This window comes from Pseudomonas sp. PVC-3-1 (assembly GCF_057444315.1).
The window spans coordinates 1,420,331-1,436,132 of record NZ_CM172023.1 but is presented as its reverse complement, the minus strand read 5'-3'; the positions used below and the strand labels follow the sequence as shown (position 1 = coordinate 1,436,132).

Annotated in this window: 13 protein-coding genes; 8 read left to right on the top strand and 5 right to left on the bottom strand. The window is 65.2% G+C overall.

What is annotated here, in order from left to right; genetic code table 11:
* Positions 1-61 precede the first annotated feature (61 nt).
* From AC2T4A_RS06760 to AC2T4A_RS06750, 3 genes are all read left to right on the top strand, one after another.
* On the top strand, positions 62-1,072 hold the full coding sequence (locus AC2T4A_RS06760; protein ID WP_416749025.1) for an ornithine carbamoyltransferase: 1,011 nt from the start codon (positions 62-64) through the stop codon (positions 1,070-1,072).
* Positions 1,073-1,143: 71 nt separating this feature from the next.
* Positions 1,144-2,076, top strand: a complete 933-nt coding sequence (arcC, locus tag AC2T4A_RS06755) for a carbamate kinase (RefSeq protein ID WP_416749023.1) — start codon at positions 1,144-1,146, stop codon at positions 2,074-2,076.
* Positions 2,077-2,342: 266 nt separating this feature from the next.
* The gene (locus tag AC2T4A_RS06750; RefSeq protein ID WP_478377716.1) at positions 2,343-4,241 is read left to right on the top strand and encodes a beta-ketoacyl synthase; all 1,899 of its coding nucleotides are present in this window, start codon (positions 2,343-2,345) and stop codon (positions 4,239-4,241) included.
* A 231-nt stretch (positions 4,242-4,472) separates the two neighbouring features.
* Here AC2T4A_RS06750 and AC2T4A_RS06745 read toward each other — a convergent pair whose 3' ends face one another.
* Positions 4,473-5,297, bottom strand: coding sequence for an HDOD domain-containing protein (locus tag AC2T4A_RS06745; RefSeq protein WP_478377752.1), 825 nt, complete (start codon positions 5,295-5,297; stop codon positions 4,473-4,475).
* Between the two features lie 191 nt (positions 5,298-5,488).
* Here AC2T4A_RS06745 and AC2T4A_RS06740 point away from each other — a divergent pair, with 191 nt between their 5' ends.
* Positions 5,489-6,028, top strand: coding sequence for a type 1 glutamine amidotransferase domain-containing protein (locus AC2T4A_RS06740; protein WP_416749019.1), 540 nt, complete (start codon positions 5,489-5,491; stop codon positions 6,026-6,028).
* 81 nt (positions 6,029-6,109) lie between these two features.
* Positions 6,110-7,306, top strand: a complete 1,197-nt coding sequence (locus tag AC2T4A_RS06735) for a class I SAM-dependent rRNA methyltransferase (protein WP_486742956.1) — start codon at positions 6,110-6,112, stop codon at positions 7,304-7,306.
* Positions 7,307-7,442: 136 nt separating this feature from the next.
* Here the strand turns inward: AC2T4A_RS06735 and AC2T4A_RS06730 are convergent, their stop codons facing one another.
* Positions 7,443-7,757, bottom strand: a complete 315-nt coding sequence (locus tag AC2T4A_RS06730; protein ID WP_416749017.1) for a hypothetical protein — start codon at positions 7,755-7,757, stop codon at positions 7,443-7,445.
* A 374-nt stretch (positions 7,758-8,131) separates the two neighbouring features.
* Between AC2T4A_RS06730 and ilvD the strand changes: the two genes are divergently transcribed.
* A complete protein-coding gene (gene ilvD / locus AC2T4A_RS06725) occupies positions 8,132-9,970 on the top strand; it encodes a dihydroxy-acid dehydratase (protein ID WP_486742955.1) in 1,839 nt (612 codons plus the stop codon).
* A 222-nt stretch (positions 9,971-10,192) separates the two neighbouring features.
* On the opposite strand, the gene AC2T4A_RS06720 is transcribed toward ilvD, so the two are convergent.
* A complete protein-coding gene (locus tag AC2T4A_RS06720) occupies positions 10,193-10,639 on the bottom strand; it encodes a pilin (RefSeq protein WP_486742954.1) in 447 nt (148 codons plus the stop codon).
* 271 nt (positions 10,640-10,910) lie between these two features.
* Here AC2T4A_RS06720 and AC2T4A_RS06715 point away from each other — a divergent pair, with 271 nt between their 5' ends.
* Both AC2T4A_RS06715 and AC2T4A_RS06710 read left to right on the top strand, forming a co-directional pair.
* Positions 10,911-12,302 carry a nucleobase:cation symporter-2 family protein gene (locus tag AC2T4A_RS06715; protein ID WP_478377713.1) on the top strand — a complete coding sequence of 464 codons (1,392 nt, stop codon included), beginning with the start codon at positions 10,911-10,913 and terminating at the stop codon, positions 12,300-12,302.
* 49 nt (positions 12,303-12,351) lie between these two features.
* Positions 12,352-12,819 (top strand): metallophosphoesterase family protein, encoded by a 468-nt coding sequence (locus AC2T4A_RS06710; RefSeq protein WP_486742953.1) that lies wholly within the window; start codon positions 12,352-12,354, stop codon positions 12,817-12,819.
* A gap of 85 nt (positions 12,820-12,904) precedes the next feature.
* On the opposite strand, the gene AC2T4A_RS06705 is transcribed toward AC2T4A_RS06710, so the two are convergent.
* Both AC2T4A_RS06705 and AC2T4A_RS06700 read right to left on the bottom strand, forming a co-directional pair.
* On the bottom strand, positions 12,905-14,278 hold the full coding sequence (locus AC2T4A_RS06705; RefSeq protein ID WP_486742952.1) for a GTPase/DUF3482 domain-containing protein: 1,374 nt from the start codon (positions 14,276-14,278) through the stop codon (positions 12,905-12,907).
* Positions 14,271-15,656, bottom strand: a complete 1,386-nt coding sequence (locus tag AC2T4A_RS06700; RefSeq protein ID WP_486742951.1) for a DUF2868 domain-containing protein — start codon at positions 15,654-15,656, stop codon at positions 14,271-14,273. The genes AC2T4A_RS06705 and AC2T4A_RS06700 overlap by 8 nt, the downstream gene beginning before the upstream one ends.
* Positions 15,657-15,802: the final 146 nt, after the last annotated feature.

Sequence of the window (15,802 nt, the reverse complement as noted above, 5' to 3'; positions counted from 1 at the left end):
GCCCCGCCAGCCACGAGCTGTACTGACGAGGCCAAGATTCCATCCCACAAGGAGAACGAACATGGCTTTCAATATGCACAACCGCAACCTGCTCAGCCTGATGCACCACAGCACTCGCGAGTTGCGCTATCTGCTCGACCTGTCCCGCGACCTGAAGCGCGCCAAGTACACCGGTACCGAGCAACAGCACCTGAAAGGCAACAACATTGCGCTGATCTTCGAGAAGACCTCGACCCGCACCCGTTGCGCCTTCGAAGTCGCCGCCTATGACCAGGGCGCCAATGTCACCTACATCGACCCGAACTCCTCGCAGATCGGCCACAAGGAGTCGATGAAGGACACCGCCCGCGTACTGGGCCGCATGTATGACGCCATCGAGTACCGTGGCTTCAAGCAGGAAATCGTCGAAGAACTGGCCAAATACGCCGGCGTACCGGTGTTCAACGGCCTCACCGACGAGTACCACCCGACCCAGATGCTGGCCGACGTGCTGACCATGCGTGAGCACAGCGACAAACCGCTGCACGACATCAGCTACGCCTACCTGGGCGACGCCCGCAACAACATGGGTAACTCCCTGCTGCTGATCGGCGCCAAGCTGGGCATGGACGTACGCATCGCCGCACCGAAGGAGCTGTGGCCGACCGACGAACACGTCGCCGCCTGCAAGAAATTCGCCGAGGAAAGCGGTGCCCGCCTGACCATCACCGAAGACCCGAAAGAAGCCGTCAAGGGCGTGGACTTCATCCACACCGATGTCTGGGTTTCCATGGGTGAACCGGTGGAAGCCTGGGGCGAACGCATCACTGAACTGCTGCCCTATCAGGTCAACATGGACATGATGAAAGCCGCCGGCAACCCGCGCGTGAAGTTCATGCACTGCCTGCCCGCCTTCCACAACAGCGAGACCAAGGTCGGCAAGGAAATCGCCGCCAAGTACCCGAACCTGAAGAACGGCATCGAAGTGACCGAAGACGTCTTCGAATCCCCGTACAACATTGCCTTCGAGCAAGCGGAAAACCGCATGCACACCATCAAGGCAATCCTCGTTTCGACCCTCGCCGACATGTAATGCCGGGCCGCCCCCGGGCCGCGCCAGAGAGCCGGTCCGGGGGCGTTTCCACTCTTTCGGAGGTACTGAATATGCGTATCGTCGTCGCATTGGGCGGTAATGCCCTGCTGCGTCGTGGCGAGCCCATGACTGCTGACAATCAACGCCTGAACGTTCGGATCGCCGCCGAGCAGATCGCCAAGGTCGCCCCCGGCAACGAACTGGTGATCGCCCACGGCAACGGGCCGCAAGTTGGCCTGCTCGCCCTGCAGGGTGCAGCCTATGAGAAAGTCGCCCCGTATCCGCTGGACGTCCTCGGCGCCGAAACCGAAGGCATGATCGGCTACATGATCGAACAGGAAATGGGCAACCTGCTGCCGTTCGAAGTACCGTTCGCCACCATCCTCACCCAGGTTGAAGTGGACGCCAAGGACCCGGCCTTCCAGAACCCGACCAAGCCGATCGGCCCTGTCTATTCGAAGGAAGAAGCCGAAGCCCTGGCCAAGGCGAAAGGCTGGAGCATCGCTCCGGACGGCGACAAGTTCCGTCGTGTAGTCGCCAGCCCGCGCCCGAAGCGCATCTTCGAGATTCGCCCGGTCAAGTGGCTGTTGGAGAAAGGCACCATCGTCATCTGCGCAGGTGGCGGCGGCATCCCGACCATGTACGACGAATCCGGCAAGAAACTCTCCGGCGTCGAAGCGGTGATCGACAAGGACCTGTGCTCCTCGCTGCTGGCCCAGGAACTGTCGGCTGACATCCTGATCATTGCCACTGACGTGGACGCGGCTTACATCGACTGGGGCAAACCCACCCAGAAAGCCATCGCCCAGGCTCACCCGGACGAACTGGAGCGCCTCGGCTTCGCCGCCGGCTCCATGGGGCCGAAAGTCATGGCCGCGATGGAATTTGCCCGCGCCACCGGCAAGGACGCGGTGATCGGCTCGCTGGAAAACATCGTCGCCATTACCCAGGGCAAATCCGGCACACGTGTCAGCACCAAGAAGACTGGCATCGAGTACCGCTAAGCCCCTGCTCAGCAAAGGCAACATCGAAACGGGAGCCCTCAAGGCTCCCGTTTTCGTTAGGAGACTCCTGCACGATCTGCCCGGAAACTCGTCGCCTTCTTCCGACAATTCCTGGCGCGAGCGTGACTCGGCGGTCATGATCCTCGTCAGCTAAAGCATTCCGAATCACTAGAAGCCACCGCCTGGCTTTGTGCCACCGGGCTGCCCCTCCATGGGCCACCGTCGTCCGGTGCGCAAGATGCACTTGCTGAAGGAGTTTCCGAGAGATGTCTCGACTACCGGTCATCGTTGGTTTTGGTGGATATAACGCGGCAGGCCGCAGTTCCTTCCACCATGGGTTCCGCCGCACCGTTCTCGAATCCATGGAGAGCGCCGCCCGCCAGGAAACCCTCGCCGGTCTCGCGGTGATGATGAAACTGGTCAAGGTCGTCGATGGCCAGTACCAGGACGCCGACAGCAACAGCCTCGACCTCGCCGCCATCGAGCAGCGCTTCGGGCAGCAGATTCGCCAGTCCACCCTGATCCGTCGCATCGAGCTGCAATACCTCGACGTCGACGCCGCGCACTGCCACAAGAGCCTGACCGTCAGCGCGGCCGGCGGCCCGGTGACCTTCACCACCCTGCGCAAGCAACTGCCCGAGCCACTGCCGGCCAACTGGTCGGTGGAAGAACTCGAAGGCGGCGAAGTCCGCGTTACCCTGCACGACAGCTGCGAGTTCAAGGTCGACAGCTACCGCGCACTGCCGGTGAAGTCCGCCGGCCAGCTGCCCACCGGCTTCGAGCCGGGCGAGCTGTACAACTCGCGCTTCCATCCGCGCGGCCTGCAGATGTCCGTAGTTGCCGCGACTGACGCGGTGCGCTCGACCGGCATCGACTGGAAGACCATCTGCAACGCCGTGCAGCCTGACGAAATTGCCGTGTTCTCCAGCAGCATCATGAGCCAGCTGGACGAGAACGGCTTCGGCGGCCTGCTGCAATCGCGCCTGCGTGGCCATCGCGTGTCGGCCAAGCAGCTGCCGCTGGGCTTCAACAGCATGCCCACCGACTTCATCAACGCCTACGTACTGGGCAGTGTCGGCATGACCGGCAGCGTCACCGGCGCCTGCGCCACCTTCCTGTACAACCTGCAGAAAGGCATCGACGTCATCACCACCGGCCAGGCCCGCGTGGCCATCGTCGGCAACGCCGAAGCGCCGATTACCTCCGAGATCATCGAGGGCTACGCCGCCATGGGCGCGCTGGCCACCGAAGAAGGCCTCCGCCTGATCGAAGGCCGCGACGACGTCGACTTCCGCCGCGCCAGCCGCCCGTTCGGCGACAACTGCGGCTTCTCCCTCGCCGAGTCCGCGCAGTACGTGGTGCTGATGGACGACGCCCTGGCCCTGGAGCTGGGCGCCGACATCCACGGTTCGGTGCCGGACGTATTCATCAACGCCGACGGCTTCAAGAAGTCCATCTCCGCTCCCGGCCCGGGCAACTACCTGACCATGGCCAAAGCCGTGGCCGCCGCCGCGCAGATCGTTGGCGAGAAGAGCGTGCGCCAGCACAGCTTCGTCCATGCACACGGTTCCAGCACCCCGGCCAACCGCGTCACCGAATCGGAAATCCTCGACCGCGTCGCTACCGCCTTCGGCATCGAAGGCTGGCCAGTCACCGCAGTGAAAGCCTTCGTCGGCCACTCTCTGGCCACCGCCAGCGCCGACCAGCTGATCTCCGCCCTGGGCACCTTCCGCTACGGCGTGATTCCCGGCATCAAGACCGTGGACACCTTCGCCGACGACGTCTTCAAGGACCATATCGCCCTGTCCAACAGCGACGTGCGCCGCGACGACCTGGAAGTGTGCTTCATCAACTCCAAGGGCTTCGGCGGCAACAACGCCACCGGCGTACTGCTGTCGCCGGCCATCACCGAGAAGATGCTGCGCAAGCGCCATGGCGACGCTGCCTTCGCCGACTACCAGAGCCGCCGCGAAGCGACTCGTGCTGCCGCCCGGCAGTACGACGAAGCCGCCACCCAGGGCCGCTTCGAGATCATCTACAACTTCGGCAACGACATGATCGACGAGCAATCCATCGAGATCAGCGACCAGGGCATCCAGGTCCCCGGCTTCAGCCAGACCATTGCCTACAAGAAGGACGCGCGCTTCAGCGACATGCTCGACTGATCGCCGACGTTGAACGAAAAAGCCGGGCAGATGCCCGGCTTTTTCATATCTGAAGGCTAATTCGGCGCTCTGCCCACCTTGTAGGAGCGAGCTTGCTCGCGAACAGATTTCCCGGTGGCTACGGCGCTGAGCGGTTCGCGAGCAAGCTCGCTCCTACACGAAAGAAGGGAGCCTCACGCCGCGTAAGGCGGATTTATCCGCGATGACCAGTCACCGCTCCAGGGTCGCAGGTCAGTACGTCCCTTGCCCCACACCCAACTCGAGAATGCTCGCCTTGAGGTTCTCGAAGTCGTACTCGCTGAGCCCGACGTAATCCAGCACCAGCGCGCGCACGCTCTCCCACTCGTGGTCCTCGTCCTGGTTGCCCAGCACGCGGTAGGAGCCGCAGATGTGTTCGGCCATCTTCAGGATCGCCAGCAGGTTCTTCAGCTGGGTATCGCGACAGTTGTCCTCGCTGAAGATCGACAGCGCGTTGTGATGGTTGGCGATGGCCTCGCAGACGTGCTCAGGCAGGCGCCAGGAGCGCGCGGTGAAGTAGCCGACCACCGCATGGTTGGTGTTCAGCACGCGGTTCTCGGTGTCCACCACGCGACGCTCATCGCTCGCGCTGGCGTAGGCCTCCTCCAGCACCGACATGTAGTGCGGAAAGCGCTTGAGCATCAGCGGGATGCCGCAGTTGTGGAACAGCCCCAGCGCGTAGGCCTCGTCCACCGACTCGTAGCCAATGCGCTTGGCCAGGGTCAGGCAGCTCATGGCCACGTCCTGGGCGGTGTCCCAGAAGCGGTTGAGGGTGACGATGGTGTCGTCGGTCATCTCGCCCTTGATCGACTGGGCGTTGATCAGGTTGATCACCGAGCGGCTACCCAGCAGGTTCACCGCGCGCTGGATCGAGGTGATGCGGTTGGCCAGGCCGAAGAACGGCGAGTTCACCAGCTTCAGCAGTGCACCGGACAGCCCCGGGTCCTGGCTGATCAGCTTGGCGATCGCCTTCAGGTCCGGGTTGGGCATGAACTGCTCCATCTGCAGGTCAACCATGATCTGCGGCTGCGGCGGCACGCTGATGCCCTGCAGGGCCTGACGGATCTGTTCGGCGGAGAGTTCTTGGGACATGGGTGCGCTGATGAAAGTTGACAGGGTGCACAGTTTACCCAGAGCCGAGGCGTCTGGAAGGACTGCTTTTGATTGAACTTTCATCGGCGACTGTGTCGGAACCTTTACACCCAAACGGAAGAAATGGGAGACAAGCCATGAGCCAGACACTCAAAGGCAAGACCATTGCCATCCTGGTCACCGACGGTTTCGAGCAGGTGGAGCTGACCGGCCCCCGCGACGCCCTGAAAAAGGCCGGCGCCAAGGTGAAGATCCTCTCCGACAGCAAGGACAAGGTGCGCGGCTGGAACCACGACCAGCCCGCGGACAGCTTCAAGGTCGACGGCACCTTCGAAACCGCCCGTATCGACGAGTACGACGCCGTCCTGTTGCCGGGCGGGGTGATCAACGCCGACCAGATCCGCAACCTGCCCAAGGCCCAGGAAATCGTGCAGAAGGCCGCCCAGGCCGACAAACCCATCGCGGTGATCTGCCATGGCGCCTGGCTGCTGGTCTCCGCGGGGCTGGTGAAGGGCAAGACCCTGACCAGCTGGAACTCGCTCAAGGACGACATCAACAATGCCGGCGGCCACTGGGTCGACCGCCAGGTGGTCAAGGACGGGCATCTGATCAGCAGCCGCAAGCCCGACGATATCCCCGCCTTCAACAAGCAGCTGATCGAAACCCTGGCCGCCTGACCCGATCAAAAGCGCGTGCGCCGTGCTCCGGCGGCGCACGCCGCTGCGCTATAATCCCGCTCTTTTGCCGGAGCCTTCCCCATGACCCTGCCCAGCCTGCGTCTGAAAGCCAACGCCGAGCGCCGCCTGCGCGCCGGCCACCTGTGGGTCTACAGCAACGAGGTGGACGTCGCCGCCACCCCGCTGAACGGTTTCGGCGCCGGCGAGCAGGCCATCCTCGAAATGGCCAACGGCAAGCCGCTGGGCATCGTCGCGATGAGCCCGAACAACCTCATCTGCGCCCGTCTGATTTCCCGCGATACCAAGCACGTTCTCGACAAATCCCTGCTGGTTCATCGCCTGAACGTCGCCCTTAGCCTGCGCGACCGCCTGTTCGACAAGCCCTTCTATCGCCTGGTCTACGGTGACTCCGACCTGCTCCCAGGTCTGGTAGTGGACCGTTTCGGCGACGTGCTGGTGCTCCAGCTCGCCTCGGCGACCATGGAGAAGCACCGCGACGACGTGCTCGCCGCCCTCCTGCAAGTGCTCAAGCCCAGCGCCGTGCTGTGGAAAAACGACTCCAGCGCCCGTGACGCCGAAGGCCTGGAGCGCTACGTCGAGAACGCCTACGGCGAAGTCCCGGAATGGGTCGCCCTGGAAGAGAACGGCGTCAAGTTCGAGGCCCCTGTACTGGCCGGTCAGAAGACCGGCTGGTTCTACGACCACCGCATGAACCGCGCCCGCCTGCAGCCCTATGTGCAGGGCAAGCGTGTACTCGACCTGTTCAGCTACATCGGCGGCTGGGGCATCCAGGCCGCGGCCTTCGGCGCCAGCGAAGTGATGTGTGTCGATGCCTCCGGCTTCGCCCTTGATGGCGTGGAGCGCAACGCCACCCTCAACGGCCTGGCCGAGAAGGTCGCCTGCGTGGAAGGCGACGTGTTCGATGCCCTGCGCGAGCTGAAGGCCGCCGACGAGCGCTTCGATGTGATCGTTGCCGACCCGCCCGCCTTCATCAAACGCAAGAAGGACCTGAAGAACGGCGAAGCCGCCTACCGCCGCCTCAACGAACAAGCCATGCGCCTGCTGTCCAAGGACGGCGTGCTGGTCAGCGCGTCCTGCTCGATGCATCTGCCCGAGGACGACCTGCAGAACATCCTGCTCGGCAGCGCCCGCCACCTGGACCGCAACATCCAGCTGCTCGAGCGCGGCGGCCAGGGCCCGGACCACCCGGTCCACCTGGCGATCCCGGAAACCCGCTACATCAAGAGCCTGACCGTCCGCCTGCTGCCCAACGGCTGAGGCTGAACGGCACGGAAAACGGGGCGCCTCCTGACGGAAGCGCCCCGTTCTTCTTTTCTCGGCGCAGGGCGATTAAAGCGGAACGCCTTATCAGCCGGCTGCTACCAGCGGCCGGCGGGTTTGGCGGATAACCCCGTCACTTGATCGGCATCAGCGAATCCGCCTCGCTGATCACCGCCTTGCCGGTCTTGCGCTCGAACAGGCACAGCTCGCGGCCCGGCTTGCCCTTCAGGTGCTTCTGCGCATAAGTCCCACCAATCATCAGCGCCGTGTAGCCAACGCTGTCGTCGAACAGCACCGGCGCGCCCAGCACCTGCTTGTTCTGCAGATGACTCAGCGCCAGGCAGGCCGCGCGCTGCTGCTTGTCCTGCGCCTGCCAGGCCGCGTCGGACGAGGCCTGCACGCTACCGGCGAAGACTGCGGCCAGCAGTGCGATGGGGATGATTTTCATGGATTGCTCCTTCAACGAACGGGACCAAGACGCATCAATGGCCATTCTGACCACGCCAGCGCGGCGAAAGTCTATGGCCCGCGCCGACCGCCAGCCTTTCCCTGGCAGCAAGGGCCGGCGTAGAATCGGGCCCATTCCTGCCATTTATCCCCCGGCGGGCCTGTGAGCCCCGGCCGAGCAGGCGGTGACCCCGCCACGCCCCGTGCCGACCTCGCCCATGCAAGGCCATCTGCTGTTTGCATCCGGTGCGTACCGCGCTCACGATACGACTTAGAGTCTGCTCAAGGTCTCGCCGGCCAGCCCTACCCGCTGTACGCCGCCGCACAGAAGACCCGGATCGACTCCCACCGTGACCTGATGCGCAGGAACCTGTCATGCCCGATTACCGCTCGAAAACCTCCACCCATGGCCGCAACATGGCCGGCGCCCGTGCTCTGTGGCGCGCCACCGGGATGAAGGACGAAGACTTCAAGAAGCCGATCATCGCCATCGCCAACTCCTTCACCCAGTTCGTGCCCGGCCACGTGCACCTGAAGGACCTGGGCCAACTGGTCGCCCGCGAGATCGAAAAGCACGGCGGCGTGGCCAAGGAATTCAACACCATCGCCGTGGACGACGGCATCGCCATGGGCCATGACGGTATGCTCTATTCCCTGCCGTCGCGCGAGATCATCGCCGACTCCGTGGAATACATGGTCAACGCCCACTGCGCCGACGCCATCGTCTGCATCTCCAACTGCGACAAGATCACCCCCGGCATGCTGATGGCCGCCCTGCGCCTGAATATCCCGGTAGTGTTCGTCTCCGGCGGCCCGATGGAAGCCGGCAAGACCAAGCTGGCCAACCACGGCCTGGACCTGGTGGACGCCATGGTGGTCGCCGCCGATGACTCCTGCTCCGACGAAAAAGTCGCCGAGTACGAGCGCAGCGCCTGCCCGACCTGCGGTTCGTGCTCCGGCATGTTCACCGCCAACTCGATGAACTGTCTGACTGAAGCCCTGGGCCTGTCGCTGCCGGGCAACGGTTCGACCCTGGCCACCCACGCCGACCGCGAGCAGCTGTTCCTGCGCGCCGGCCGCCTGGCCGTCGAGCTGTGCCAGCGCTACTACGGCGAAGGCGACGAGTCCGTGCTGCCGCGCAATGTCGCCAGCTTCAAGGCGTTCGAGAACGCCATGACCCTGGACATCGCCATGGGCGGCTCGACCAACACCATCCTGCACCTGTTGGCCGCCGCCCAGGAGGCGGAGATCGCCTTCGACCTGCGCGACATCGATCGCCTGTCGCGCAAGGTACCGCAGCTGTGCAAGGTCGCGCCGAACATCCAGAAGTACCACATGGAAGACGTGCACCGTGCCGGTGGCATCTTCTCCATTCTCGGCGAACTGGCCCGTGGCGGCCTGCTGCACACCGACGTACCGACCGTGCACAGCCCGAGCATGGCCGACGCCATCGCCGAGTGGGACATCACCCAGACCCAGGACGAGAAGGTCCACACCTTCTTCAAGGCCGGCCCTGCCGGCATCCCCACGCAAGTGGCCTTCAGCCAGAGCACCCGTTGGGACACCCTGGACGATGACCGCGCCGAAGGCTGCATCCGCAGCGTCGAGCACGCCTACTCCCAGGAAGGCGGCCTCGCCGTGCTGTACGGCAACATCGCCCTCGATGGCTGCGTGGTGAAGACCGCTGGCGTGGACGAATCCATCCACGTCTTCGAAGGCCGCGCGAAGATCTTCGAAAGCCAGGACGGCGCCGTGAAGGGCATCCTCGCCGACGAAGTGAAGCCGGGCGACATCGTGATCATCCGCTACGAAGGCCCGAAAGGCGGCCCGGGCATGCAGGAAATGCTGTACCCGACCAGCTACCTGAAGTCCAAGGGTCTGGGCAAGGACTGCGCCCTGCTCACCGACGGCCGCTTCTCTGGCGGCACCTCGGGCCTGTCCATCGGCCACGCCTCGCCGGAAGCTGCCGCTGGCGGCGCCATCGGCCTGGTGCAGGACGGCGACAAGGTGCTGATCGACATCCCCAACCGCAGCATCAACCTGCTGGTGAGCGATGAAGAACTGGCCGCCCGCCGTGCCGAACAGGACAAGAAGGGCTGGAAGCCGGCTCAACCGCGCGCGCGCAAGGTGAGCACCGCACTGAAGGCCTACGCCCTGCTGGCCACCAGCGCCGACAAGGGCGCGGTGCGCGACAAGGCGCTGCTGGACGGTTGAGTCCTGTGGTGACATGAAAAAGCCCGGCATACGCCGGGCTTTTTTATTCGGATCGCGGCGCTTTTTCGTAGGAGCGAGCTTGCTCGCGAACCGGCCCAGCCTCGGGGCACCGGCAAGCACTGTTCGCGAGCAAGCTCGCTCCTACAGGTTCCTGCGACTCCGAGATCTGCATGTAAAAGGCCCGGCAACTGCCGGGCCTTTCCTGCTCGATGAAGACTCTGATCAGCCCTCCTTCGCTTTGGCGCAGCCGCCGGTGCCAGGCTTGATGCCACGATCCTCATTGCAGATCGTACCCTCTACATCCCACTGAATGTTTGCCTTGTCCACTGACGGAGTCATCTTCATTTTCAGATTGTTGCCACCAGCATCAGTCGCACTAGTTGTAACCTCGATGACACCCTGCACCACGGAGTACCCGGAAACGTTTTCAGTGGAAATGCTGGCAGGAATCCCGAACTCGCCGCTATTGCAGTCTTTCTTGCCTCCGCTCTCCGCAATGCAAACGCCCACCGACGTTTTCGCACCGGAGAGCTCCGCGATCGCCGCAGCGGCGTGGGAACGCGAGGAGTAGTTGGAATACAGCGGAAGTGAAACGGAGGCGAGGATTCCGATTATCGCCACAACAATCATCAACTCGATCAGGGTGAAACCGTTCTGCACTTTCTTCATCGCTAAATCCTTCTTGGGATGGAGCCGGAACCGTCATTGGCGCCGGATGCAGTGCAGTGAAGCCACGCCCGCTCAAGCCATCATTCAGATCGCTCTCCCATGCAGCGCTGAAATTTCAGCGAATTACGGCCCGACGAGGCCCACAGCCGGGCGTATCTGACAGAGCCGCAGCCAAGTTCCGCCAGTCCACTCATCCCTCCTTGCCTCATGGCACTGTGCGATCCCGCCGTGGGCCAGTAAAATCGCGCTCTTTTTTCCCGGACCGCCGCCCATGAGCTCCCTCGAGAACCCGTCCGCCGCCAAGGACCAGCCCGACCTGGTCTACGGCCTGGAAGACCGCCCCGCCCTGCCCATCGCCCTGCTGGCGGCGCTGCAGCACCTGCTGGCGATCATCGTGCCGATCGTCACCCCCGGCCTGCTGATCTGCCAGGCGCTGGGGGTTTCGCCGCGCGATACCAACCTGATCGTGTCGATGTCGCTGGTGATTTCCGGCATCGCCACCTTCGTCCAGTGCAAGCGCTTCGGGCCGTTCGGCGCGGGCCTCTTGATCGTCCAGGGCACCAGCTTCAACTTCGTCGGTCCGCTGATCGCTGGCGGTGCGCTGATGGTGAAGAACGGCACCCCGGTGGAAGCAGTGATGGCGGCCATCTTCGGCGTGGTCATGGCCGGCTCCTTCGTGGAGATGGGCGTGTCGCGCATCCTGCCCTTCGTGAAGCGCCTGATCACCCCACTGGTTACCGGCATCGTGGTGCTGATGATCGGCCTGACCCTGATCAAGGTTGGCCTGATCAGCATGGGCGGCGGCTTCTCGGCCATGGCCAACGGCACCTTCGCCAACGGCGAGAACCTGATGCTGTCGGGCCTGGTGCTGGCGATCATCGTCATCCTCAACCGCATTCCGGTGGTATGGATGCGCAGCGGCGCCATCGTCATCGCCCTGGCCGTGGGCTATGCGCTGGCCGGCTACCTGGGCCGCCTGGACTTCACCGGCATGCACGAGGCGCCGGCCTTCCAGGTCCCGGTGCCGCTGCATTTTGGTGTGGGCTTCTCCTGGAGCCTGTTCATCCCGATGCTGGTGATCTACCTGGTCACTTCGCTGGAAGCCATTGGTGACGTCACCGCCACCAGCAAGATATCCAAGCAGCCGGTCGAAGGCCCGCTGTGGATGCAGCGCATCAAGGGTGGCGTGCTGGTGAACGGCGCCAACTCGCTGCTGGCCGGCCTGTTCAATACCTTCCCCAGCTCGGTGTTCGCGCAGAACAACGGTGTGATCCAGCTGACCGGCGTCGCCAGCCGCCACGTCGGCCTGTGGATCGCCGCGATGCTGATCGTGCTGGGCCTGTTCCCCAGCGTGGCCGGCGTGATCCAGGCCGTTCCCGAGCCGGTGCTCGGCGGCGCAGTGATGGTGATGTTCGGCGCGGTCGCCGCCTCGGGCATCAACATCCTCGCCGGCACCCACCTGGACCGCCGCGCGCTGCTGATCATCGCCGTCAGCCTGGCGCTGGGCCTGGGCATCTCGCAGGTGCCCGAGTTCCTCGCGCACATGCCCCACGCGATCCGCAACGTGCTGGAGTCCGGCGTTGCCACCGGCGGCATCTGCGCCCTGCTGCTGAACTGGTTCCTGCCCGAGTCCGAAGCCGCCAAGGCCTCGCACAACGGCTGATCCGCCACGACGCCACCTTCGGGTGGCGTCGTCGTTTATGCTCCCCTGCATGACCACTTCCCTGCGCATCGGCGTCATCGCCGACACCCACGGCTTGCTGCGCCCCGAAGCGCTGGCGGCATTGCAAGGCTGCGAACGCATCTTGCACCTGGGCGATATCGGCCCTGCCTCGCTGCTGGATCAGCTACGCGAACTCGCGCCGCTGGAGGTGGTGCGCGGCAACAACGACACTGACGACTGGGCCGCCGCGCTGCAGGAAACCTTGCTGCTGGAGCTGGGGGGATTGCGGCTCTACCTGATCCACGACCTCAAGCAGTTGGCCATCGATCCGGCGGCCGAGGGCATTGATGTGGTGCTGGCGGGGCATTCCCACAAGCCGCTGAACGAGGTGCGCGATGGGGTGCTGTATCTGAATCCGGGCAGCGCGGGGCCACGGCGGTTCAAGTTGCCGATCGCGTTGGCGATCCTGACCGTGGTCGATGGGACGGCCGAGGTGGAGATGGTTTCGCTGGTTTAGGAGTATTCGCGAGCAAGCTCGCTCCTACAGAAGAGCGGCGCCCCTGTAGGAGCGAGCTCGCTCGCGAACCGCCGCCACACCGCATTTACGGTTCGAGCAACTGCGTGACCAACTGCGCTACCGCCTCCTGCCGCTCGGTCTTCTCGCTGCGCCGCTTGCCATTGAGACCCGACCATTCCGGATGCGCCCGCGCCTTGCGAAGCGCCTCGGGCAGCTTGCCTTCGCGCCATTGCTTGTCTTCCGGCGACTGCAGGTGGATCGCTTCCACCGCCGCATGCCCGCGAACCTGCAAGGCCGCCAGCAATTGCCGCTGCCTCAGCGCCAGCAAGCGCAGCACGCTGTCGTCCACGGAAAGCTCGCGGCTGCCTTTGAGCTTGCCCAGCAGGCGCTGGCCGTAATGGCCGACGGTCTGCCAGGCGCCACCAGCGATGGCGCCCAGCGCAGTGGCCGCACCCAGGGTCAGGCCACCCACCAGCAGGTCGATCCCCGCCCCCGCCGCCGCACCGGCCGCGACACCGCCGCCGAGGCGAATGCCCAGCTGCCGCAGGGTTTCCGGGTTGAACAGGTCGTCGCCCCAGCGGCCATCCATCAGCGGGAGGTCGACTGCGCGAGCGTCGTCCTTGCGGAACGCGTAGAGGCTGAGCAGCGCCTTCACGCAGGTGTCTTCGCGCTTGCGCACCTGGTTGCGCAGCGTCTCGGTGGCATCCCGCACCGCGGCATCGCCAGCGGGCACCAGTTGGCGGCAGGCGGCGACATCCACCAGCATTTCGGCGATCAGCCGCGCACCAGCCTCACGACGGGCGACGGCCTGGGCCTCGTGATCGGCCACCAGCCGATCCAGCTGCGGGCGCGCACGCTCCAGCAGCAGCGCCAGGCTTTCGTACAGGCGCCGTTCGCCGTCCAGCGGCGGCGCCACGCTGTCGAAACGCACCAATGCATGCAGGCCGAGACGGGACAACGCCTCGCGCCACTGCTCCTCGCGATGCTGCGGGCTGGCGACGAAGTTGAGTACTGGTAACAAGGGTCGAGCACAGGCGGCGAGTACCGCCAGTTCGTCGCGGTACTTGGCCAGCACCGGCTCGCGGGCGTCGATCACGTAGAGGCCGGCGTCGGAAGCGAGCAACTGGCGCAGCACCTTGGCTTCCTGCTCGAACCGACCGCGAGCCTCGCTGCCATCGAGGAAGCGCCGCAGTTTCTCCGAACCATCCAGGCGTTCGCCAGGCCGCTCCAGGCCGTCGAGAAAGTCGCGCAGGGCGATGGCGTCCTCCAGGCCGGGCGTGTCGTAAAGCTCCAGCAGCGGCTCACCGTCCACCGACAACCGCGCACCTTCCACATGCCGCGTGGTGCTGGGTCGGTGGGAGACTTCGCCGAAGCCCACGTCGCGGGTCAGGGTGCGCAGCAACGAGGTCTTGCCGACATTGGTATGGCCAACCACGGCCAGTTTCAGCGCATCAGTCATGCCCGGTCTCCAGCCAGCCCAGCGGGGACGCCGAGGTGTGCGGCAGTTGCAGCCGCTCGATACCAGCGTGCCAGTCGCCCAGGCGCTCGGCGTCCAGCGCTTCGCCGGCAGGCGCCTGCAGCAGCCAGACACGGGTAGCGGCGGCGCAGCGCGAGAGCTCGGCGATCAACGCCAGGGTGCCGCGATCCGGCGAGCGGCGTGGGTCGCAGGCGATCACCAGGCGCGCCGGCGGGTAGCGGGTGAGTTGCTCCAGCAGGCGGCGGCGCTGGGCGCCGTCATCGAGGTCGCCGGCATTGGCGATGCTGTCCGGCAGCTTCGGCGGCCAGTTGGGCCGGTCGAGCAGTTCGATGGAGACCAGCACCGCGCCATCGGCAGTGGCCGCCGGGGCCTGCGCCTGCGGTTCGACCAGTTCATCGGGCGCGGCATCGCTGACGCCCAGACGCTCGCTGGCCGGCATCAGCCGCTCGCGCAGCAGGGCGTAGCCGGGCAGCGAGACATCCAGCGCCAGTTGCGCACGCCCACGCTTCCACTGCCACAGGCAGAGCAGCCACAGCGCGCCACGCAGCAGCACGCCGTACACCAGCAGGATGCCCACCAGCCAGCCGGCCCAGGCGTGGCGCGCATTCTCGCTGGCCACCAGGGCATCGCCGCTGGCGCGCACCAGCTCCGAATCCGGCTGCGGGAAGCCGAGCAGCGAGGGCAACGCGCCGAGCCCGTGGGTCAACGCAATGAAGGTGTCGCCGCCGAGAATGGTGGTCTCCCAGACGAAGCCGTAGCGTCGCGTCGCCAGTAGCGCCAGCATCACGCCCAGCGCGGTCGTGAGTGCAACGAACCAGAGGCCATGGACCAGCAGGCCGAGCGCCCAACGCGTGAGCTTCTGCCGGTCCAGCAGCACCAGCAGCGCCGGCGCCAGCTGCGCGGCGTGCGCGTCGCGGGCGAGCTTGCCACTCAGCCACAACCACAGGCGACCGAGGGCACCAGCCGCCTCGCCGCCGGCGAAGAAGGCCAGGGCCCAGCCGATCAGGGTGATCAGGTGCAGGCCGAGCAGGCTGGCCAGGGCCCAGAACACATTCACCGGGCGCTGGCCGTCCCCCAGCGCGGCGAAGGCCAGGCCACCGCCGGTGAACAGCGCCAGCGCCAGCAAGAGATAAAGCGCCAGGCGCGAGCCCTGTACCCAGGTGCGCAGAGCGCCGAGCTGGCCGTCGCGTTCGGCGAGCAGCAGCGCGCGCTGTTGCAGGCGGCGGGCGAGGTCACCGCCGCTGACGATGGCGCGGCGGTTGGCTTCGCTGTCTTCCAGCGGGCCGACCTGCTCCTCGCGCAGGCGCACGGCCTCGCACAGCCACAGGGATTCGAGGGCGGAAGCGGGGGTTTCGCTCACGGGGTCTCCGACAGTCGGTACTCGGCCCCAAGGATAACCGCTGCTCGCCGCCGCGTCCCGGCACCGCCGGTAACACCCGGTGGCGTCAACCAAACCAAGGAGGGGCTCTCGCCGCGCCCGGCCAGCCTCAGACTCAGGGGATAACT

Coding starts and splice junctions, on each gene's coding strand:
- AC2T4A_RS06760 (WP_416749025.1), top strand. CDS start 62: ATGGCTTTCAATATGCACAACCGCAACCTGCTCAGCCTGATGCACCAC.
- arcC (WP_416749023.1), top strand. CDS start 1,144: ATGCGTATCGTCGTCGCATTGGGCGGTAATGCCCTGCTGCGTCGTGGC.
- AC2T4A_RS06750 (WP_478377716.1), top strand. CDS start 2,343: ATGTCTCGACTACCGGTCATCGTTGGTTTTGGTGGATATAACGCGGCA.
- AC2T4A_RS06740 (WP_416749019.1), top strand. CDS start 5,489: ATGAGCCAGACACTCAAAGGCAAGACCATTGCCATCCTGGTCACCGAC.
- AC2T4A_RS06735 (WP_486742956.1), top strand. CDS start 6,110: ATGACCCTGCCCAGCCTGCGTCTGAAAGCCAACGCCGAGCGCCGCCTG.
- AC2T4A_RS06730 (WP_416749017.1), bottom strand. CDS start 7,757: ATGAAAATCATCCCCATCGCACTGCTGGCCGCAGTCTTCGCCGGTAGC.
- ilvD (WP_486742955.1), top strand. CDS start 8,132: ATGCCCGATTACCGCTCGAAAACCTCCACCCATGGCCGCAACATGGCC.
- AC2T4A_RS06720 (WP_486742954.1), bottom strand. CDS start 10,639: ATGAAGAAAGTGCAGAACGGTTTCACCCTGATCGAGTTGATGATTGTT.
- AC2T4A_RS06715 (WP_478377713.1), top strand. CDS start 10,911: ATGAGCTCCCTCGAGAACCCGTCCGCCGCCAAGGACCAGCCCGACCTG.
- AC2T4A_RS06710 (WP_486742953.1), top strand. CDS start 12,352: ATGACCACTTCCCTGCGCATCGGCGTCATCGCCGACACCCACGGCTTG.
- AC2T4A_RS06705 (WP_486742952.1), bottom strand. CDS start 14,278: ATGACTGATGCGCTGAAACTGGCCGTGGTTGGCCATACCAATGTCGGC.